Raw genomic sequence first — 18,598 nt, forward strand, 5'->3', positions numbered from 1 at the left:
GCACTTCAATCCAGCGCGGGGGGGCGGACGGGAGGGCCTTCGCCACCTCGGCCCCCTGCCACTCGCGCATGGCCTGGGCGACCTCCGCCACGGTGGCCTTCTTGCCGAGCGACACGAAGACGGACTCGGTGTGGCCCTCCAGCACGGCCACCCGGGTGCAGGTGCAGGAGACGCGCACGTCGTGCGGGGTGAGCGCCGCGCCCGCGGGGTTGAGCGCCCCGAGGATCTTCTTCGTCTCCACCTCGACCTTGTGCTCCTCCTTGGGGATGTAGGGCACGACGTTGTCGAGGATGTCCAGGCCGATGACGCCGGGCGAGCGGCCCGCGCCGGACATGGCCTGGAGGCTGGTCATCAGCACCGCCTTCACGCCGAAGCGCTCGGCCAGCGGGGCCAGCGTCACGGCGAGGCCGGTGGTGGTGCAGTTGGGGATGGGGACGATGAAGCCCTTCCACCCGCGCTGCCGGCGCTGCTCCTGGATCAGCGGCGCGTGGGCCGCGTTGACGGGGGGCAGCAGCAGCGGCACGTCCGCGTCGTAGCGGAAGGCGCTCGCGGCGGAGAACACCGGGATGTCGCGGGCGAGCCGCGGCTCCAGCTCCCGCGCCACGTCCGCCTCCACGGCGGAGAAGGCGATGTCGTAGTCCTTCGCCTGCACCGCGTCGCCGCTGAGCACCGTCATGCCGGCGATGCCCGCGGGCAGCGGCTCCGGCACGAACCAGGCCAGCATGCCGTTGGAGGCGCGCAGGGCCTCCGCGTACGTCTTGCCCGCGGAACGGGGCGAGGCGGCGAGCCCGGTCAGCTCGATGAACGGGTGGTCCTTCAGGGCCGCGATGAACTGCTGGCCCGCGAGTCCGGTGGCGCCAATGAGCACAGCGCGAAGCTTGGCCATCGTGGGGGTTCTCCGGTGGGGGCGACAGGGCGCTCCTTACACCGTTTCACGAGGCATCGCATCCGCCGCTCAACGGTGGGCGTGGGCCTGGGGGCGCACGTGGCGTTCGGTGGGGTAGCCCCCCGTCACCCAGGCGTGGAGCCCTCCGGCGAGGCAGACCGCGTTCCTCCCCCGGAGGCGGAGCACGCGGCAGACGCGGCGGATGTCGGCGCAGTCCTGGGTGGTGCCGCAGAGGACGATGAGTTCGTCATCCGGCAGCATTCCCAGGTCGCGGGCGATCTCCGAGGCGGTCATCCGCAGCGCGCCGGGGATGTGGATCTCGAACCGTTCCCAGTCCATCGCGTCGCGGCAATCCAGGACGAGCACATCCTCGTCCCCCAGACGCATGAACAGCTCATCGCAGATGATGGTGGGCTCCACCGGGGCCTCCCCGAGGCGACATGTTCCTTCGAACAAGAACCCGGGGGCCGTCTCCCCTCTTCCAACACGCCTGCTCGCCTGCCTTCGGGGACCCCAACGGGGCCGACAGGGCCCCGCTGGACGGCCCGGGAATCAGAGCCCGAGCTGCTTGGCGATGATCTCGTTCATCACCTCGGTCGTGCCGCCGCCGATGGGGCCGAGCCGCGCATCCCGCCAGTGGCGCTGGATGTCGTACTCCATCATGTAGCCGGCGCCGCCGTGGAGCTGGAGGCACTCGTCGGCCACGCGGCAGCACGTCTCGGTGGCCACCTTCTTGGCCATGGAGGTCTGCGCGACGGCGTACTCGCCCGCCACGTGCAGGCGCAGCGCGTGGTAGGTGAGCTGACGCGCGCACTCGCGCGCCGTGTACAGCTCCGCGAGCTTGTGGCGGATCACCTGGAACTGCCCCAGCGTCTGACCGAACGCGCGGCGCTCCTTCACGTACGCGAGGACCGTGTCCAGCATGTCGTCCATGGCGCCCACCGCGCCCAGGGCGAGCGACAGGCGCTCCCACTGGAAGTTGCCCATGATCTGCGAGAAGCCCTGCCCCTCCACCCCCAGCAGGTGCTCCGCCGGGACGCGGCAGTCCTCGAAGAAGAGCTCCGCCGTGTCCGACGCGCGCCAGCCCACCTTCTGCAGCTTGCGGCCCACGCCGAAGCCCGGCATGCCCCGCTCCACGACGAGCATGGACAGGCCCTTGTGGCCGCGCTCGGGGTCGGTCTTCACCGCCAGCACCACGAAGTCCGCGCGCACGCCGTTGGTGATGTACGTCTTGGAGCCGTTGACGACGTAGTGGTCACCGTCGCGGCGGGCCGTGGTGCGCAGGCCCGCGACGTCCGAGCCGGCGTCCGGTTCGGTGATGCCCAGCGCGCCAATCTTCTCCCCCCGGATGGCGGGGGCCAGCCAGCGCTGCTTCTGGGCCTCCGTGCCGAACAGGTGCAGGGGGCCGGTGGCGATGGTGAACTGCGCCCCCAGCCCGGCGGCCACCCCGCCCGAGCCACAGCGGCCCAGCTCCTCCAGGAGCACCGCCTCGTAGAGCTCGCCGGCGGCCGTGCCCCCATGCGCCTCCGGGTACTTCAAGCCCAGGAAGCCCAGCTCGCCAAAGCGGCGGAAGAGCTCCCGGGGGAACTCCTGCTGCTCCTCCCACGCCCCGGCGAACGGGCGCAGCTCCTGGTCCACCACCGCCCGGACGGTGCGGCGGAAGGCCTCATGCTCCTCCTGGAAAACTCCATGGCCATGCAGCATCGTGTCGTCCCTTCGGGGTCCAGGTTCACGGGCGTGACGCCCCGCGCCGCATGCTAGCGGGACGAGAACCGGAGCTGGACGGTGTTGCTTCCTTGACCGGCTCCTACGGGGCTGCGTATAAACCCGACCCCAATCACTTCCGGCGCCATAGCCAAGTGGTAAGGCAAAGGTCTGCAAAACCTTCATTCCCCGGTTCGAATCCGGGTGGCGCCTCACAGACAGAAGGCCCGATGCGGAAGCAAGCTCCGCGTCGGGCCTTCTGTTTTTTCCGGGGTGCAGGCCTGGGAATGCGCCTAGCAGCCCAGCTCCACCGCGCCGATGTCCGGAGCCGCGCCGCAGAAGGGCTGGCCCTCGTCCAGGCCTTTGTCCTGGGCGGACGGTGACGGGGCGAAGGTGTCCGACACCGCCGTGTCGCCTCCCGCGGAGGTCGTGTCGCCGGTGGCGGCCTTGAAGGCGTCCAGGGCCACGAACTGGCCGTTCTGCTTGAACTGGGCCCCTGCCGGGTAGAGGTTGGAGCCCATCTGGAGGCTGGGGGCCTGGCCGCCCAGGTCCACGGCGATGGGCGCGTCCACGAGGTTGTTCGCCACGCGCAGGGCCTCGGTGGGGCCGCCGGTGCCGTGGCCCAGGACGATGGCCGTCTTGGCGCGGGTGATGGTGTTGTTGGCCACCACCGTGCCCTGCGAGTTCTCCAGCCGGATGCCGGTGCCCTCGCCGCCGCCCGCGTCGGTGATGTCGTGCACGCGGTTGCGCCGCACGACGATGCCCTGCGGCACCGGGCCCTCGTGGTTGCCGCCCACGGAGATGCCCTTGGAGGCGTCGTACAGCTCGTTGTCCTCCACCACGACGTTCTTCGCGGAGTAGTGGATGACCAGCGCCTCGCCCGTGGCCGTGGACGACTTCTGGAAGTGGTGCATCCGGTTGTTGCGGAGGGTGACGTCGTGGCACGTCTTGATGTCCACGGCGTTCTCGCGGTTGCTGAACAGGTGGTTGTTCTCCACCAGGAGCCCCTTGGCGGGCGGCAGGCTGCTGACGCCCTCGGGCCCCAGGCACTGCACGGAGTCACCGGAGTTGTCGTGGATGTCGTTGTTGCGCACCGTCACGTCGTAGGAGCCGGCCTGCACGACGATGCCGTGCGAGTCCTGGTTGCCGGTGGTCCGCACGAAGCCGTGGATGTTGTTGTTCTCCACCGTGGGGCCCCGGGCGTTGTTGAACGTCGTGATGCCCGCGCCGCTGGTGCCGCTGTGCAGCTCCGAGTTGGCGAGCACCGAGCCCTGCACGTCGCCCTCGAAGGTGACGCCGAAGATGGGCTGCGACTGCACGTCGAGGTCGAAGCCGTCGAGCACCCAGTTCGCCCGGCGCACCTGGACGAGCGCGCCCGAGCCGCTGCCCGGCGTGAGCTTCGGGCGGCCCTCGCCCTGGAGGGTGATCTTCGCTTCGGGCGTACCGGCGCGCGCGTTCTCGCCCAGGACGACGCGCTCGGCATAGGTGCCCGCGAGCACGCGGATGCGGTCGCCGGGATTGGCCTTGCCCACCGCCATCGCGATGGTGCGCAGCGGCGCGGCGGCCGAGCCTTCGGCGCCGTCGTTACCGCTGGGGGACACGACCCACTCGTGGGCGGCCGTCATCCTCGCGGTGGCCGTCATCGGCGTGGCGCTGACGGCGGGCTGGGGACCGGGCCCCGCGAGGGGAGCATGGTCCGCGTGCGCCGGGAGCTGCGCGGCGGGCGTGTCCGCCACCGGCTGCACGCCGATGGGAGGGGCCTTGCCCGGGGTGCTCGCGGTCTTCCCCGAAGGAGGGGGGTTGTGGGTCGCGGGAGTCTGGGCGGGGTTTCCCGACGAAGTGCTTCCCGGGTCCGAGGACCCGCCCGAGCCGCCGCCGCAAGCGCTCAGAGACAGGGCCAGGGCACAGGCAGCCAGGGAGGTCACCAGGGTGTTTCGCTTCGTCAATCCGTTGCCTCCGTGAATTCGCATGAGCAGGGCCAACGGATGGCGTCGCCGCTTCTATTCACTGGCGGTCATCGGGGGAGGTACTCGCTTCAGGGGAAGGGAGGACCGTGACGCCTGACCGCGCGGCGGCTACGGTGCCGCCGCCGTGTCCAAAGCCGTCCTGCTCCTGACCGCCCTGCTGCTCGTCTCCTGTGCCACGTCGGCGCCCGCGCCTTCCCCTGCCCCACGCACCCAGGGCCTGGGCGAACCGGAGGTCACCGCGACCGCGCGGGACCCAGCGTCCCCGAAGGCCCCCTCCCCGTCCGGTGCCTCCGACGCGGGGGTGGCGCTACCCGCCGCGAACGACCCGGCGGATCCGCTCACCTTGGGGCTGCCGGGCCCCCAGGACCTGAAGCGCCTGGACTTCCGCAACGGCGAGCCCCACCTGCCCATCAAGCTCATGGAGGGGCGCGACGCGGTGACGTTCTCACCGCGCGGCCGGATGCGGCTGCGCTTCGGAGGGCCGGGCGACAAGATGCTGGATGCGCCGGCGGGCTCGCGCTGGACGGTGCGGGTGACGCAGGGCGAACCCGCGCAGTGGAGCGCGCGGCTGCAGCTGGGCGAGTTCCGGTTCGCGGACAAGGCGGGCCTCGCGGAGGCGCAGGAGACGTGGCGCGCGCGGGGGCTCGCGGTGCGCACGCACACGCTGGGCTCCGTGTACGGCATCGCGGGCAAGGTCATCGACAACCGGCGCTACCTGCTGCTGGGCGAAGAGGCGCTCACGCCCTCCACCGCGGCCGAGAAGCAGGCGGAGCTGCTGCGCCAGTACGGCCTGCGCACCACCCTCTTCGAGGAGGTCCGCAAGCCGTCGAGCGCCATCCTCGAGGTGCGGGACGAGAACGACGCGGTGGTGGGGCTCGCGCAGGACCGGCTGGACGCGGAGACGCCGGACGGCAGCGGCTTCGACGTGCGGCAGGTGGAGTACGGCGTGGGCTACGACTTCCACGCCTTCGAGGACCGCAGCTTCCGGGGCGCGCTCCAGTTCGCGGCGGACCGGAGCGGCAAGCTCGCGGTGGTGAACGTGGTGCCGCTGGAGGAGCTGCTCAAGGGGCTGGTGCCCTCCGAAATCTTCGCGCGCGCGCACCCGGAGGCGCTCAAGGCCCAGGCCGTCACCGCGCGGGGCGAGGTGCTGGCGAAGGTGGGCATCAAGCACCTGGCGGATCCCTATCTCCTCTGCTCGGAGCAGCACTGCGCCGTGTACCGGGGCCGCACCGGCGAAGCGGCCAGCACCACCGCCGCGGTGGAGGCCACCCGGGGCGAGGCCCTCTTCAGCAAGGACGGGCGGCTGGTGGACTCCGTCTACAGCGCCGTGTGCGGCGGCCACACCGAGGACAACGACGTCGTGTGGGGCGGCCCGCCCGACCCCAGCCTGCGGGGACGTCCCGACCTGTTGGAAGCCGCCCCGGACGTGCCCCGTCCGTCGTCGCTCAAGGCGTGGCTGGCCGCGCCGGACGTGCCCGCCGCGTGCAGGCTGTCCAGCTTCGCGCAGCCCACGAAGTTCCGGTGGGAGAAGCGCTTCACGCAGGCCCAGGTGGACGCGCTCACGGAGAAGCTGGGCGTGGGCTCCATCCAGGCCCTGAGCCTGTCCGAGCGCGGGGTGTCCGGGCGGGCCCGGCTGCTCTCCCTCTCCGGCGCGAAGGGCGCCACCCAGGTCCGGGGGGAGCTGAACATCCGGCGGCTCTTCGGGATGCTCAACAGCAGCATGGCCACCGTGGAGGCCGAGCGGGACGCCGAGGGCCGCCCCACCGGGTGGCTCTTCCGGGGCGGTGGCTGGGGCCACGGCGTAGGCATGTGTCAGACAGGCGCCATTGGCCGGGCCGAGGCCGGGCAGCGCTACCCGGACATCCTCCGCTACTACTTCAACGGCGCGGAGGTCGCGCCCATCTACTGAACCGAAGAGGACACTTCGCGCGTACCCAATGCCGGGCACGCGAATCTCTTTCGATTTTCGACTGTTACGGGCCGCACGTTCGGGACTGAAGAGGCGGTCCGGAGGTTTATCATCAGGCCGTGGCGAAGGGTTCCCCGACAGACTGGCGTCAGCGACGCAAGGAGCGCGCATCCCTGCGCTACCTGCTGGCGCTCGTCCTGGCGCTCGTGGGGCACGTGGCCTTCGTGGGGCTGGTGCTCCTGCTGTCCTACGTCCAGATGAACCTGCCGGGGGGGGAGAAGCGCCCGGCGCCCCGCCCCACCTCCGTGGCCGTGCGGCCGCTCACCTCCGACCAGTGGGCGAAGAACCGGGGCCCCACGTCCCAGCAGACGAAGCCCCGCCCCAGCGAGAAGCGCGAGACGAAGGAAGAGAAGAAGCCGGACGAGACGAAGAAGCCCGAGGGCCAGGTGGTGGACGTGGCCCCGGGAAATGATCAGGTCTCCCCGGACGCGAAGTACCTGGCCGAGAGCAACAACACGGTCCAGAAGGAGACTCGGGCGAAGGACCAGACGGCCTTCTACCGCAACGCCATGCCCCAGAAGACGGCGCCCCAGAAGCAGGAGGGCGCACGGACGGAGCAGGTGCAGCCCCCGCGCGTGTCCGGCAACAACGGCCAGGGCGCGGACGACAGGCCCCAGGCGCAGGGCGGCCAGAAGCCCACCTTCGAGATGCCGGAGACGCGCCGCAAGCAGGAGATCGCCATGAAGACGGATCCGCGCGAGCGAGGCCCGGGCATGGCGGTGAAGAACCAGTCGGAGAGCGAGGCCACGGCGGGCAACGCGAAGCGCCTGCGCATCCAGCCCGGCGAGGGTGAAGCCAGCGACCAGGAGGGCTCCACGGGCCGCACCGGGGCACCGGGGCTCGCGACGCTGATGCCCTCGCAGGCGGCCATGGACCGGGTGGTGGGCGCGGCGCCCAACGACATGCTGCAGGACCAGGAGGAGGGCGACGGCACCTTCCTCAACACGCGCGAGTGGAAGTACGCGAGCTTCTTCAACCGCGTGAAGCAGAGCGTGGGCATGCACTGGAACCCCAACGAGCAGCTGCGGGTGCGCGACCCGACGGGCAACATCTACTCCGGGCGCGACCGGCAGACGCTGCTCACCATCACCCTGGACGAGCGCGGCGCGGTGAAGGACATCCAGGTGGAGAAGAGCAGCGGCCTGGACTTCCTGGACATGGAGGCCGTTTCCTCGTTCAAGCGCGCCCAGCCCTTCCCCAACCCGCCGTCCGGCCTGCTGAGCCAGGACGCGACGGTGCGCTTCCAGTTCGGCTTCTTCCTGGAGATGGGCGGCGGCCCCCGGATGCGCCTCTTCCGGCAGTAGCCGCACCGTCCGGCGCCGGGCATCCCGCCCCAATGGATGCTCGCGGATGACAGCCCGGGGCACTACCCTGCCCCGCCGTGGAAGCCACCGCCCCCATCGTCGACCGCAGCGCCGCGCTCCAGGAGCGCAACCGGAAGATCCGCTTCGTCCTCCTGGCCATCCTCGTGGCCAACTGGGTGGTGGCGGTCGCCAAGCTCGTCTTCGGCCTGATGGCCCACTCCGCGTCGGTGACGGCGGACGGGCTGCACTCGTTCATCGACGGCGGCTCCAACGTGCTGGGGCTCGTCGCCATGGGCGTGGCGTCCCAGCCCGCGGACGCGGACCACCCCTACGGGCACGGCAAGTTCGAGGCGCTCGCGTCGCTGGGCATCGGCGCGATGATTGGCGTGGGCATGCTGGAGCTGGGGCGCATGGCGCTCGACTCGCTGGTGCACGACAAGCACCCGACGGTGTCGCTGACGATGGCGGGGGTGATGGTGTTCACGCTCGTCGTCAACCTGGCCGTCACGCGCGTGGAGCGTCACTACGGTGAGAAGTACAAGAGCGCGCTCCTGCTCGCGGACGCGAAGCACACGCTGTCGGACGTGTTCGTGAGCCTCGCGGTGCTGGTGTCCATCGGGCTCGTCGCGGCGGGCTTCCCCCGCGCGGACGGCCTCATCGCCCTGGGCGTGATGGTCTTCGTCGCGTGGGTGGCCTACGGCATCGTCCGGCAGGCGGTGGGCATCCTCTCCGACACCGCGCGCCTGGACCCGCTCCAGGTGTCGCAGCACACGCTGGCGGTGTCCGGCGTGCGCTCGTGCCGCGACGTGCGCAGCCGGGGCATGGAGGAGAGCGTCTACGTGGACCTGAAGATTGAAGTCGACCCGCAGCTCACCACCGCCCAGGCCCACGAGGTGGCGGACAAGGTGGAGGAGACGCTGCACGGCGCCTACCCGCAGGTGGTGGACGTGGTGGTGCACGTGGAGCCCTCGCGGGCCCGCTGACGCGCCACGGGCGTTGAAAACACCAAGGGCCGCCTTCCCCACATAGGAAGACGGCCCCGGTGACTCCCGAAGGAGGACTGCGCGCTACGCCACCTTCTGCGCGGGCGTCTCGTAGTCCTCAATAGGCGGGCACGAGCACACGAGCTTCCGGTCCCCGAGCACGTTGTTCAGGCGCCCCACGGACGGCCAGAACTTGTTGTCCCGCACCCACGCCGTGGGGAACACGGCCTGCTCGCGGGTGTAGGGGCGGTTCCACTCCGGCGCGGTGAGCGTGCGCGCGGTGTGCGGCGCGTTCTTGAGGACGTTGTTGTCCTTGGGAGAACGGCCCTCCTCCACGTCGCGGATCTCCTGGCGGATGGCGATCATCGCGTCGCAGAAGCGGTCCAGCTCCGCCTTGGACTCGCTCTCCGTGGGTTCAATCATCAGCGTGCCCGCGACCGGGAACGACACGGTGGGCGCGTGGAAGCCGTAGTCCATCAGGCGCTTGGCCACGTCCTCCACCTCCACGCCCGCGGTCTTCTTGAGCGGGCGCAGGTCCAGGATGCACTCGTGGGCCACGCGGCCGCGCTTGCCCCGGTACAGCACCGGGTAGTGCGGCTGGAGGCGCTCGGCGACGTAGTTGGCGTTGAGGATGGCCAGCTTCGTCGCCTCCGTCAGGCCCTCGCCGCCCATCATCTGCACGTACATCCAGGAGATGAGCAGGATGCTGGCGCTGCCCCACGGCGCCGCGGAGATGGCGCCGATGGCCTCCGCGCCGCCCGTCGGGATGACCGGGTGTCCGGGCAGGAACTTCACCAGGTGGCTGGCCACGCAGATGGGGCCCATGCCCGGGCCGCCACCGCCGTGCGGGATGCAGAACGTCTTGTGCAGGTTGATGTGGCACACGTCCGCGCCAATGTGGCCCGGCGCGGTGAGCCCCACCTGCGCGTTGAGGTTGGCGCCGTCCATGTACACCTGGCCGCCGCGCTCGTGGATGATGGCGCAGATCTCCTTGATCTCCTCCTCGAACACGCCGTGCGTGGACGGGTAGGTCACCATCAGCGCCGCCAGCCGGTCCTTGTACTCGTCCGCGCGGAGCGCCAGGTCCTTCAGGTCGATGTTGCCGTTCTCGTCGCACTTCGTGACGACGACCTGGTAGCCGGCCATCACCGCGGAGGCCGGGTTGGTGCCGTGCGCGGAGGACGGGATGAGGCACACGTCGCGGTGCCCCTGGCCCCGGGCCTGGTGGTAGGCGCGGATGACGAGCAGGCCCGCGTACTCACCCTGGCTGCCCGCGTTGGGCTGCAGCGAGCACCCGGCGAAGCCCGTCACCTGCGACAGCGCGTTCTCCAACTGCTCGAAGATGACCTTGTAGCCGGCCGCCTGCGAGGTGGGCGCGAACGGGTGCAGCTTGCTGAACTGCGGCCACGTCACCGGGATCATCTCCGCGGTGGCGTTGAGCTTCATGGTGCAGCTGCCCAGCGGAATCATGGAGTGCGTGAGCGACAGGTCCTTCGCCTCCAGCCGCCGCACGTACCGCAGCATCTCCGTCTCGGAGTGGTAGCGGTTGAAGACGGGGTGCGTGAGGTACGCGCTCGTGCGGCGGACCTCCTTCACCAGCGGGCTCTCCAGGTCGCCGGCCAGCTCCTCCAGCACCACCGTGCCCGCGGCCTTGTTCGCGCCCTGCACGAAGGCCGCGAGGATGTCCTCCACGTCCTTGGCGCGCGTCGTCTCATCCAGCGCGAGCCCCAGCGTCTTGTCGTCGATGCGGCGGAAGTTCATCTTCGCGCCTTCAGCAGCGGCCAGCACGCCCCGCACCTGCGCCGTGGTCAGCTCCACGCGCAGCGTGTCGAAGAACTGATCATGGCGCGGCTTGAAGCCGAGCTTCGTCAGGCCGCGGGACAGCAGCACCGCGAGCCCGTGCACGCGCTCCGCGATGGACTTGAGGCCGTCCGGCCCGTGGTAGACGGCGTACATGCCGGCCATCACGGCCAGCAGCACCTGCGCGGTGCAGATGTTGCTCGTCGCCTTCTCACGGCGGATGTGCTGCTCGCGCGTCTGGAGCGCCATGCGCAGCGCGGGCCGGCCCTGCGCGTCCTCGGACACGCCGATGAGGCGGCCCGGCATCACGCGGGTGTAGGCGTTCTTCGTGGCGAAGAAGGCGGCGTGCGGGCCGCCGTAGCCCAGCGGCACGCCGAAGCGCTGCGCGCTGCCCACCGCCACGTCCGCGCCGAACTCGCCGGGAGGCGTGAGCAGCGTGAGGCTCAAGAGGTCCGCCGCGACGATGAACAGGCCGCCCGCCGCGTGCACCTTCTCACCGAAGGCGCGGTAGTCGTGCACCACGCCGTCGGTGGCCGGGTACTGCACCAGCGCGCCGAAGAACTTCTTCGCGGACAGGTCCACCGTGCGGTGGTCGCCCACGACGACCTCCACGCCCAGCGGCAGCGCGCGCGTGCGCACCACGTCCACGGTCTGCGGGTGACAGGCCTCGGACACGAAGAACGCGCCGCCGGTGCTGTCGCCCGCCGCGTGCAGCGCGAGGCCCATGGCCTCCGCCGCGGCGGTGCCTTCATCCAGCAGGGAGGCGTTGGCCACCTCCATGCCCGTGAGGTCCGTCACCATCGTCTGGAAGTTGAGCAGCGCCTCCAGCCGGCCCTGGGCGATCTCCGCCTGGTAGGGCGTGTACTGGGTGTACCAGCCCGGGTTCTGGAAGATGTTGCGCAGGATGACGTTGGGGACGTGGGTGTCGTGGTAGCCCATGCCGATGAAGGACCGGAACACCTGGTTCTTCGCCGCGATGGCCTCCAGCTGCGCCAGCACCTCGTTCTCGCCCCGGCCGGGCGGCAGGCGCAGCGGCTCCTGGGCGCGGATGGCGGGCGGCACGGTGCGCTCGATGAACGCGTCGAGCGAGTCCACGCCCAGCGTGGACAGCATCTGCTTCACTTCGGGGGCCTCCGGGCCGATGTGCCGGCCGGCGAAGGACTCCTGGTACTTCCAGTTCAAGGACATGGTCGGAAGGGCTCGCGTGAGGTGCGGAAGGAGTCGGCGTCCGAGGGGGTCGGGGCCTCGTGGAGCGTCTCTAACAGCCAGGACGCTCCACTTCTTGCGCGTCGATTACTTCAGGAGCTCGGCGTACGCGGCGGCGTCCAGCAGCTTGCCCACCTGCTCGGTGTCCGAGGGCTCGACCTCCACGATCCACCCCGCCCCGTACGGGTCGGTGTTGATGATGGACGGATTGCCGGTGAGCGCGTCGTTCACCTTCACCACCTTGCCGCTCAGGGGCGCGTACAGGTCCGACACGGCCTTGGTGGACTCGATGACGCCGAACTGCTTGCCCTCCGTGATGGTGGCGCCCAGCTTGGGCAGCTCCACGTAGACGACATCGCCGAGCGCTTCCTGCGCGTGCGCGGTGACGCCCACGACGACGGTCTTGCCCTCGACGCGGGCCCACTCGTGTTCCTTCGTGTACTTCAGGTTCTGCGGAATCGAATCGGACATGGAGGCTGCTCCTCGCAGGGATGCGGAGGGATGGAAGGAAATCAGGACTTCTTGAGGAAGGGGGTCTTCACGACGACGGCGGGGACGGCGCGGCCACGGATCTCCACGTCGAAGGTGGAGCCCTCGGTGGCCAGGGCCGTGGGCACGTAGCCCATGCCGATGGGCTTCTTCACCGACGGGCCCTGCGTGCCGCTGGTGACTTCGCCCACGCGGACGCCGTCCTTGAGGAGGGGGTAGCCGTGGCGGGGGATGCCGGCGCCGGTGAGTTCGAAGCCCACGAGCTTGCGCTGCACGCCCGCGGCCTTCTGCGCGACGAGCGCGTCCTTGCCGATGAAGCCGCCCGCCTTGTCCAGCTTGACGATCCAGCCCAGGCCCGCCTCCAGGGCGGTGTGCGCATCGTCGATGTCGTTGCCGTACAGCGCGTACTTCATCTCCGTGCGCAGCGAGTCGCGCGCGCCCAGGCCGCAGGGCTTCACGCCGTCCGGCTGCCCGGCCTCCAGGAGCGCGTCCCAGAGCTTCACCGCGTCGTCGGTGGCGCAGTACAGCTCGAAGCCGTCCTCGCCGGTGTAGCCCGTGCGGGAGATGATGGACTTCACGCCCGCGACCTCCCCTTCGGTGAAGCGGTAGGTGCCCACCTGGGACAGGTCCGCCTTCGTCAGCCGCTGCACCAGCGCCACGGCGTTGGGGCCCTGGACGGCGATCTGCGCGAAGTCGTCCCCCCGGTCCACCGGCGCCACGCCCTCCGCGCGCGCCTTCATCCAGGCGAAGTCCTTCTCGCGGTTGCTGGAGTTGACGCAGATGAGGATGCGCTCCGGGCTGAAGCGGTAGGCGACGACGTCGTCCACGAAGCCGCCCAGGTCGTTGAGCAGGCCCGCGTAGACGGCCTGGCCGTCCTGGCAGCGCGCAAGGTCGTTGGAGATGAGCCGGTTCACCGTCTCCAGCGCGCCGGGGCCCGCGAATTCAATCTCGCCCATGTGCGAGACGTCGAAGAGGCCGACAGCGGTGCGCACGGCCTCATGCTCGGCGATGACCGAGGTGTACTGCACCGGCATGTCCCAACCGACGAAGTCGACCATCCGGGCCCCCAGCTTGCGGTGGGCCTCGTTGAGGGGCGTACGCCGGGTCATTGACTTCTCCTGGAAGGGGGGTGGTGAAACGGCGCGGACTATAGCGATGCACCTTCTCCGATCAAGGCCGACGCGGAAGGTCTAAACTGCTCCGGACATGAAGATCCGCAACTGCCTCAATCCCTCCCAGCCTTGCTTCTCCTTCGAGTTTTTTCCTCCCAAGACGGACGCGGGCGTGGCCTCGCTCCTGAGGACGGTGGAGGAGCTGGCGCCGCTGAATCCGGGCTTCGTGTCGGTGACGTACGGGGCGGGCGGGAGCACGCGGGACCGGACGGTGGAGCTGGTGACCCACATCAAGCAGCACACGGGCATCGAGGCGATGGCCCACCTGACGTGCGTGGGGCACACCCGGGACGAGCTGCGTGACGTGCTGCGCCGGCTCGCCGCGGCACGCATCGAGAACGTGCTCATCCTGCGCGGGGACCCGCCGCAGGGGCAGCAGACCTTCGAGCCGGTGCCGGGCGGCTTCCGCTACGCCGAGGAGCTGGTGCGATTCGTCCGAGAAGAGGATTTCAACTTCTGCCTCGGGGGTGCGTGCTATCCGGAGGGCCACGTGGAGACGGCGTCGCGCGAGGACGACCTCAGACACCTGAAGGCGAAGGTGGATGCGGGGATGGACTTCGTGGTGACGCAGCTCTTCTTCGACAACGCCTTCTATTTCGACTTCGTGGAGCGGGCGCGACGGGCGGGCATCAACGTCCCCATCGTCCCCGGCATCATGCCCATCACCAACTACGAGCAGGTCCAGCGCTTCACGCGCATGTGCGGCGCGACCGTGCCCATGCGTCTGGCGCTGCAGATGGAGCGCGTGAAGGACCAGCCGGACGCGGTGGTGCAGCTGGGCGTGGCGCACGCCACGGTGCAGTGCATGGAGCTGCTGGCGCGCGGCGTGCCGGGCATCCACTTCTACACGCTGAACAAGTCGCCCGCGACGCGGATGATCGTGAGCGCGCTGAGGGCCCGCTCGTGAGCGGCCCCGGACCGCAGCTGCCGCCGAACGATCCGCGCCTCAAGGTGTTCCAGATCGTGCGCTTCCCGGCGTTCTTCCTGCTCATCGTGGGCGTGCTGCACGTCACCTTCAGCCTGCTGGGGGCGCTGCTCGCGGCGCTCAAGGTGGTGTCGCCCTTCTCGCCTCCGGGAGGGCCGCCCGTGGTCCTGGAGTTCACGTGGGGGTTCTCGCTGGCCATCCTGGGCGGCATCCTCTGCGGGCTCATCGCCATCTGGGGTGCGTGGAGCGCGATGAACCTCAAGGGCTACGGGCTCGCGACGGTGGGCGCCATCTGCGCACTGTACACGCTGACGCCCGGGTGCTTCGCGGGGGTGCCGGTGGCGGTGTGGATGCTCTTCACGCTGCGCCGGGATGGGGTGCGCGAGGCGTTCGCGCCATGAGCGTCCGCGCCGTGCGCACCGTGCGCTTCCTGCTGACGGGCCTGGGGAACGTGGGCGTGCCGCTGCTGGAGATCCTCCAGTCGCGCGCGTCACTCCTGTTGGAGCGCTACCGGCTGGAGCTCTTGCCGGTGGGCGTGGCGGACTCGGGTGGCGCGGCGGTGTCGCCGAATGGGTTGGACCTCGCGTCGGTGCTGGAGGTGAAGCGGGCGAAGGGCTCCGTGGCGTCGCTGCCCGGGGTGGGCCGGCCGGGGATGAGCGGCCGGGCGCTGGTGCGCGACGTGAAGGCGGACCTGCTGCTGGAGGCCACGCCCACCAGCCTGAAGGACGGGCAGCCCGGGCTGGACATCACGCGGGACGCGCTGATGCGCGGGATGCCGGCAGTGCTCGCGAGCAAGGGGCCGCTGGTGCTGGGGTACGCGGAGCTGGCGGCGCTGAGCGACCTGGAGTCGCCGGGCCGGCCGGCGCTGCGCTTCAGTGGCGCGGCGGGCGCGGCGATGCCGCTGGTGTCGCTGGGCCGCGGGGACCTGGCGCTGGGGAAGCTGGGCCGGTTCGAGGGCGTGCTCAACAACACCAGCCACCTGCTGCTGTGCCGCATGGCGGAGGGGAAGACGTACGAAGCGGCGCTCGCGGAGGCGCAGGCGCTGGGCATCGCGGAGACGGATCCGTCGCTGGACCTGGACGGCTGGGACACGGCGAGCAAGCTGGTCATCCTGGCCAACGCGGTGATGCGCGTGCCCACGACGCTGACGGACGTGTCGGTGACGGGCATCCGCGGCGTGACACGCGCGGAGCTGGACGCGGCGCGGGCGAAGGGCGGCCAGGTGCTGCTGCTGGCGCGCGGGGAGCCGCTCGGCGGCGGGAAATGGGAGTGGAGCGTGCGGCCCACGGGCGTGGACGCGGCCCATCCCCTCTCCCGCCTGGGCGCGATGGAGATGGGCGCGGTTTTCCGCAGCGACCTGCACGGCGTGAACACGATCATCAACGCCGAACAGGGTGCTCGCGGCACGGGCGCCGCGATGCTGAAGGACGTGCTGGAGATCTTCCCGGACTGAAGTGCCGCCTCAACCCGTGGCCTTCAGGAGCCGTTCGAGGAGCGGCTTCACCAGCTCCTCACCGCGCAGCGTGGAACGCCAGCGGTCCGGAATCCCCTTGAGGCCGTAGACCAGGCCCGCGATGCCGCCCGCCACCGCGGACGTGGTGTCCGTGTCCCGGCCCAGCCGGATGGCCGCCTTGACGACCTCTTCGTACGTGCGGCCCTTCTCCACGCAGTCGCGCGCGGAGCGCAGGCAGTCCACGACGTAGCCGCTCCCCTGCCCTGGCGTCAGGTCCTCCGGTCGGATGTGCTGGTCCAGCTCCGCGCGCGCGGGGAACTCCTCCGGATACAGGTCGCGGAAGGTGGCCACGGCGTCGTTCCACGGTGACTCCGCGCCCTGCAGGATTCTCCGGGCCCAGAGGCAATACACCGCGCAGCACACCTGGGCGCGCAGGTGCCCGTGCGTCACGCGCGACTGGGCCATCGCATCCGAGACCAGGGCCGCGTCCTTGCCCTGATGCCAGAGCGCCAACGGCAACACCCGCATCAGTGAGCCATTGCCGTTGTCCTTCTCTCCAGACGGCCCGGCGAGGAGCGCGGGAGAACCGTCCCGCAGCCACTCCAACGCGGTGCGGGTCTGCATTCCAATGTCGAACACCTGACCGTCCACGGCGAGGTAGCCCCACTCATGCCAGTTCACCAGTCGCCGGCCCAGGTCCTCGCAATCGAGGCGTTTCTGGTGCGTCAGGGAATCCAGCAGACACAGCGCATGGGCCCCATCGTCCGACCAGGTGCCAGGCGGGACGCCGTCATGCGCGCGACGGAAGCCGGGCGGCGGCTGGTAGTCGATGGCCTCCGGCGCCGGGATGTCTTCAGGACGGTGAAACTCATACGGAACGCCCAGGGCATCGCCAATGAGCAACCCATACAGACCTCCTGCCACACGTTCTTCGCGCCCCACCATCCTCAGACATCCTTTCGTCGCACGAACTGCACCGTTGTAATCCAACTGCGGTCTGCCGCAAACCGACCTGGAATCCCTCCGGGCCGGACACCCGAGGGGAATGCAACACATGCTGAAGTCCATCCGACGACCCGCCCTGCTCCTCAGCGCGCTGACATTGGTGCTCCAGGCCTGTGGTGAGGGGCTGCCGCTCCCCGAGGAGACGTCCGTGGCGGCACCGGACGCCCCGGCGCAGGCCCAATCCCTGGCATTGGACGCTACCCGTTCAATCCCTTTGCCATTCCGCTCATCGAGACGTGGGTGAAGGCGTTTGGCCAGCGCATGCTCTTCATCTACGGAGAGAACGACCCCTGGTCCACGAACGCCTTCGAGGTGAGCCGGCGCAATGACTCGTACCGGTTCTTCACGCCCGCCGGCAACCACGGCGCGTCCATCCTCGACCTGCCGGAAGCGGAGCAGACGCTCGCCCTGGAGCGGCTGTCTGTCTGGGCCGGGGTGCCCGTGAATGCCATTGCACCCAAGGCCGGCGCGCGCGTAGCCGGCGAGCTTCCGGTGCTGACGCTCGCCCGTGAACGCCCGGGACACGGGCCTCGCAACTGATTGCAACGGGATGGATGCGATGACGTCTGGCATTCCCACCTCCCTGCCATCATGGGCAGGGAGGCATGGACAGACGCCTACTTCACGCCGCGCTGCGCGGCTTCCAGCGTGTTCTTCATCAGCATGGCGATGGTCATCGGCCCCACGCCGCCGGGCACCGGGGTGATGAACGAGGCGCGCTCGGAGGCCGCGGCGAACTCCACGTCGCCCACGAGCTTGCCATCCGCCTTGCGGTTCATGCCCACGTCGATGACGACCGCGCCGGGCTTGATCCACGCGCCCTTCACCAGCTCCGGCACGCCCACCGCGACGACCAGGATGTCCGCCTGCGCCACCTCCGCCGGCAGGTCGCTCTTGCGGTGGCACACCGTCACCGTCGCGTCCTTCTGCAGCAGCATCAGCGCCTGGGGCTTGCCCACGATGTTGCTGCGCCCCACCACCACCGCGCGCTTGCCGGCCGGGTTGCACCCCACCTCTTCCAACAGCCGCATCACGCCGTAGGGCGTACACGCGCGCGTCGCCGGCCGCCCCAGCAGCAGGTTGCCCGCGTTCATCGGATGGAAGCCGTCCGCGTCCTTCTCCGGCTTCACCGCGGAGATGATGGCGTCCGCGTCGATGTGCTTGGGCAGCGGGAGCTGCACGAGGATGCCGTGCACGGCCGGGTCTTCGTTCAGCCGGTGCACCAGCGCCAGGAGCTCCTCCTGGGTGATGGTCTCGTCCGGGTGGTGCTCCCAGGAGTTGAAGCCCACCTCCTCGGCGGCCTTCTTCTTCCCCGTCACGTAGATTTTGGAGGCGGGATCCTCCCCCACGCGCACCACCGCGAGTCCCGGGGTGATGCCGCGCTCCGCCTTCAGGCGCGTCACCTCCGCCTTGATTTCCGCCCGCACGCGCGCCGCCACTGCCTTGCCGTCGATCAACTGGGCCGTCATGCGCCGCACCTTATGCAAAACTGCCCGGAGGCAAGGGAGCGAAGCGAAGCCATGGGTGCAGGAAAAGTTCTCGGGGCGATGTTGGGACTCATGGTCGGCCTCCTCATCGGCGGGCCCTGGGCCATCGTGCTCGCCCTCATCGCGGGCGTGGCCGCCGGCCACTACTTCGACGAACAGCACGCCGCGCCCCCGGACTTCCCCGAACCTGTCTCTTATTACACATCTGACGCTGCCGACGACTAGTCGAGTGTAGATCTCGGGGGGCG

Annotated in this window: 17 protein-coding genes and 1 tRNA gene; 9 read left to right on the top strand and 9 right to left on the bottom strand. The window is 70.0% G+C overall.

Features of this window, described 5'->3' with window-relative positions; genetic code table 11:
- From D7X12_RS25865 to D7X12_RS25875, 3 genes are all read right to left on the bottom strand, one after another.
- Positions 1 to 886: aspartate-semialdehyde dehydrogenase (locus tag D7X12_RS25865; RefSeq protein ID WP_120627952.1), on the bottom strand; the 886-nt coding region annotated here is incomplete at its 3' end.
- A gap of 69 nt (positions 887 to 955) precedes the next feature.
- A complete protein-coding gene (locus D7X12_RS25870) occupies positions 956 to 1,306 on the bottom strand; it encodes a rhodanese-like domain-containing protein (RefSeq protein WP_120627953.1) in 351 nt (116 codons plus the stop codon).
- 132 nt (positions 1,307 to 1,438) lie between these two features.
- Complete coding sequence (locus D7X12_RS25875; RefSeq protein WP_120627954.1) at positions 1,439 to 2,590, bottom strand: acyl-CoA dehydrogenase family protein; 1,152 nt, start codon at positions 2,588 to 2,590, stop codon at positions 1,439 to 1,441.
- A 141-nt stretch (positions 2,591 to 2,731) separates the two neighbouring features.
- Here D7X12_RS25875 and D7X12_RS25880 point away from each other — a divergent pair.
- Positions 2,732 to 2,803 (top strand) — tRNA-Cys (locus D7X12_RS25880).
- An 80-nt stretch (positions 2,804 to 2,883) separates the two neighbouring features.
- Here D7X12_RS25880 and D7X12_RS25885 read toward each other — a convergent pair.
- Positions 2,884 to 4,560 (bottom strand): right-handed parallel beta-helix repeat-containing protein, encoded by a 1,677-nt coding sequence (locus D7X12_RS25885; RefSeq protein ID WP_120627966.1) that lies wholly within the window; start codon positions 4,558 to 4,560, stop codon positions 2,884 to 2,886.
- A 121-nt stretch (positions 4,561 to 4,681) separates the two neighbouring features.
- Between D7X12_RS25885 and D7X12_RS25890 the strand changes: the two genes are divergently transcribed.
- The 3 genes from D7X12_RS25890 to D7X12_RS25900 all read left to right on the top strand — a co-directional run bounded on the left by D7X12_RS25890 (position 4,682) and on the right by D7X12_RS25900 (position 8,813).
- Positions 4,682 to 6,466, top strand: a complete 1,785-nt coding sequence (locus D7X12_RS25890) for a SpoIID/LytB domain-containing protein (RefSeq protein WP_120627955.1) — start codon at positions 4,682 to 4,684, stop codon at positions 6,464 to 6,466.
- 119 nt (positions 6,467 to 6,585) lie between these two features.
- Positions 6,586 to 7,830, top strand: a complete 1,245-nt coding sequence (locus D7X12_RS25895) for an energy transducer TonB family protein (protein WP_120627956.1) — start codon at positions 6,586 to 6,588, stop codon at positions 7,828 to 7,830.
- A 77-nt stretch (positions 7,831 to 7,907) separates the two neighbouring features.
- Positions 7,908 to 8,813: a cation diffusion facilitator family transporter gene (locus D7X12_RS25900; protein WP_120627957.1), complete on the top strand. Its 906-nt coding sequence runs from the start codon at positions 7,908 to 7,910 to the stop codon at positions 8,811 to 8,813.
- 84 nt (positions 8,814 to 8,897) lie between these two features.
- Here D7X12_RS25900 and gcvP read toward each other — a convergent pair whose 3' ends face one another.
- From gcvP to gcvT, 3 genes are all read right to left on the bottom strand, one after another.
- Positions 8,898 to 11,801 (bottom strand): aminomethyl-transferring glycine dehydrogenase, encoded by a 2,904-nt coding sequence (gcvP, locus tag D7X12_RS25905; RefSeq protein WP_120627958.1) that lies wholly within the window; start codon positions 11,799 to 11,801, stop codon positions 8,898 to 8,900.
- 105 nt (positions 11,802 to 11,906) lie between these two features.
- Positions 11,907 to 12,290 (bottom strand): glycine cleavage system protein GcvH, encoded by a 384-nt coding sequence (gcvH, locus tag D7X12_RS25910; RefSeq protein ID WP_120627959.1) that lies wholly within the window; start codon positions 12,288 to 12,290, stop codon positions 11,907 to 11,909.
- A 41-nt stretch (positions 12,291 to 12,331) separates the two neighbouring features.
- Positions 12,332 to 13,417, bottom strand: coding sequence for a glycine cleavage system aminomethyltransferase GcvT (gene gcvT, locus D7X12_RS25915; RefSeq protein ID WP_120627960.1), 1,086 nt, complete (start codon positions 13,415 to 13,417; stop codon positions 12,332 to 12,334).
- Between the two features lie 97 nt (positions 13,418 to 13,514).
- Here gcvT and metF point away from each other — a divergent pair, with 97 nt between their 5' ends.
- The 3 genes from metF to D7X12_RS25930 are packed head-to-tail and all read left to right on the top strand — an operon-like array spanning position 13,515 to position 15,858.
- Positions 13,515 to 14,387 (top strand): methylenetetrahydrofolate reductase [NAD(P)H], encoded by an 873-nt coding sequence (metF, locus tag D7X12_RS25920; RefSeq protein ID WP_120627961.1) that lies wholly within the window; start codon positions 13,515 to 13,517, stop codon positions 14,385 to 14,387.
- Positions 14,384 to 14,806, top strand: coding sequence for a hypothetical protein (locus D7X12_RS25925; RefSeq protein WP_120627962.1), 423 nt, complete (start codon positions 14,384 to 14,386; stop codon positions 14,804 to 14,806). Before metF ends, D7X12_RS25925 begins: the two co-directional genes overlap by 4 nt.
- On the top strand, positions 14,803 to 15,858 hold the full coding sequence (locus D7X12_RS25930; protein ID WP_208719285.1) for a hypothetical protein: 1,056 nt from the start codon (positions 14,803 to 14,805) through the stop codon (positions 15,856 to 15,858). The genes D7X12_RS25925 and D7X12_RS25930 overlap by 4 nt, the downstream gene beginning before the upstream one ends.
- 9 nt (positions 15,859 to 15,867) lie before the next feature.
- Here the strand turns inward: D7X12_RS25930 and D7X12_RS25935 are convergent, their stop codons facing one another.
- Positions 15,868 to 16,803 (bottom strand): ADP-ribosylglycohydrolase family protein, encoded by a 936-nt coding sequence (locus tag D7X12_RS25935; RefSeq protein ID WP_120627963.1) that lies wholly within the window; start codon positions 16,801 to 16,803, stop codon positions 15,868 to 15,870.
- A 249-nt stretch (positions 16,804 to 17,052) separates the two neighbouring features.
- Between D7X12_RS25935 and D7X12_RS25940 the strand changes: the two genes are divergently transcribed.
- Positions 17,053 to 17,403 (top strand): hypothetical protein, encoded by a 351-nt coding sequence (locus D7X12_RS25940; protein WP_279637243.1) that lies wholly within the window; start codon positions 17,053 to 17,055, stop codon positions 17,401 to 17,403.
- A gap of 77 nt (positions 17,404 to 17,480) precedes the next feature.
- Here D7X12_RS25940 and folD read toward each other — a convergent pair whose 3' ends face one another.
- Positions 17,481 to 18,332: a bifunctional methylenetetrahydrofolate dehydrogenase/methenyltetrahydrofolate cyclohydrolase FolD gene (gene folD / locus D7X12_RS25945; protein ID WP_120627965.1), complete on the bottom strand. Its 852-nt coding sequence runs from the start codon at positions 18,330 to 18,332 to the stop codon at positions 17,481 to 17,483.
- Between the two features lie 78 nt (positions 18,333 to 18,410).
- On the opposite strand from folD, the gene D7X12_RS45615 reads away from it, so the two are divergent.
- A complete protein-coding gene (locus tag D7X12_RS45615) occupies positions 18,411 to 18,575 on the top strand; it encodes a hypothetical protein (RefSeq protein WP_208719287.1) in 165 nt (54 codons plus the stop codon).
- Positions 18,576 to 18,598 lie beyond the last annotated feature (23 nt).

It is taken from the genome of Corallococcus sicarius (genome assembly GCF_003611735.1).
GTDB classification, from domain to species: Bacteria; Myxococcota; Myxococcia; order Myxococcales; family Myxococcaceae; genus Corallococcus; species Corallococcus sicarius.

Excerpts from the sequence above, each read along its gene's own strand:
- D7X12_RS25875 (WP_120627954.1), bottom strand. The coding sequence starts at position 2,590 with ATGCTGCATGGCCATGGAGTTTTCCAGGAGGAGCATGAGGCCTTCCGC.
- D7X12_RS25885 (WP_120627966.1), bottom strand. The coding sequence starts at position 4,560 with ATGCGAATTCACGGAGGCAACGGATTGACGAAGCGAAACACCCTGGTG.
- gcvP (WP_120627958.1), bottom strand. The coding sequence starts at position 11,801 with ATGTCCTTGAACTGGAAGTACCAGGAGTCCTTCGCCGGCCGGCACATC.
- gcvH (WP_120627959.1), bottom strand. The coding sequence starts at position 12,290 with ATGTCCGATTCGATTCCGCAGAACCTGAAGTACACGAAGGAACACGAG.
- gcvT (WP_120627960.1), bottom strand. The coding sequence starts at position 13,417 with ATGACCCGGCGTACGCCCCTCAACGAGGCCCACCGCAAGCTGGGGGCC.
- metF (WP_120627961.1), top strand. The coding sequence starts at position 13,515 with ATGAAGATCCGCAACTGCCTCAATCCCTCCCAGCCTTGCTTCTCCTTC.
- D7X12_RS25930 (WP_208719285.1), top strand. The coding sequence starts at position 14,803 with ATGAGCGTCCGCGCCGTGCGCACCGTGCGCTTCCTGCTGACGGGCCTG.
- D7X12_RS25935 (WP_120627963.1), bottom strand. The coding sequence starts at position 16,803 with ATGGTGGGGCGCGAAGAACGTGTGGCAGGAGGTCTGTATGGGTTGCTC.
- folD (WP_120627965.1), bottom strand. The coding sequence starts at position 18,332 with ATGACGGCCCAGTTGATCGACGGCAAGGCAGTGGCGGCGCGCGTGCGG.
- D7X12_RS45615 (WP_208719287.1), top strand. The coding sequence starts at position 18,411 with ATGTTGGGACTCATGGTCGGCCTCCTCATCGGCGGGCCCTGGGCCATC.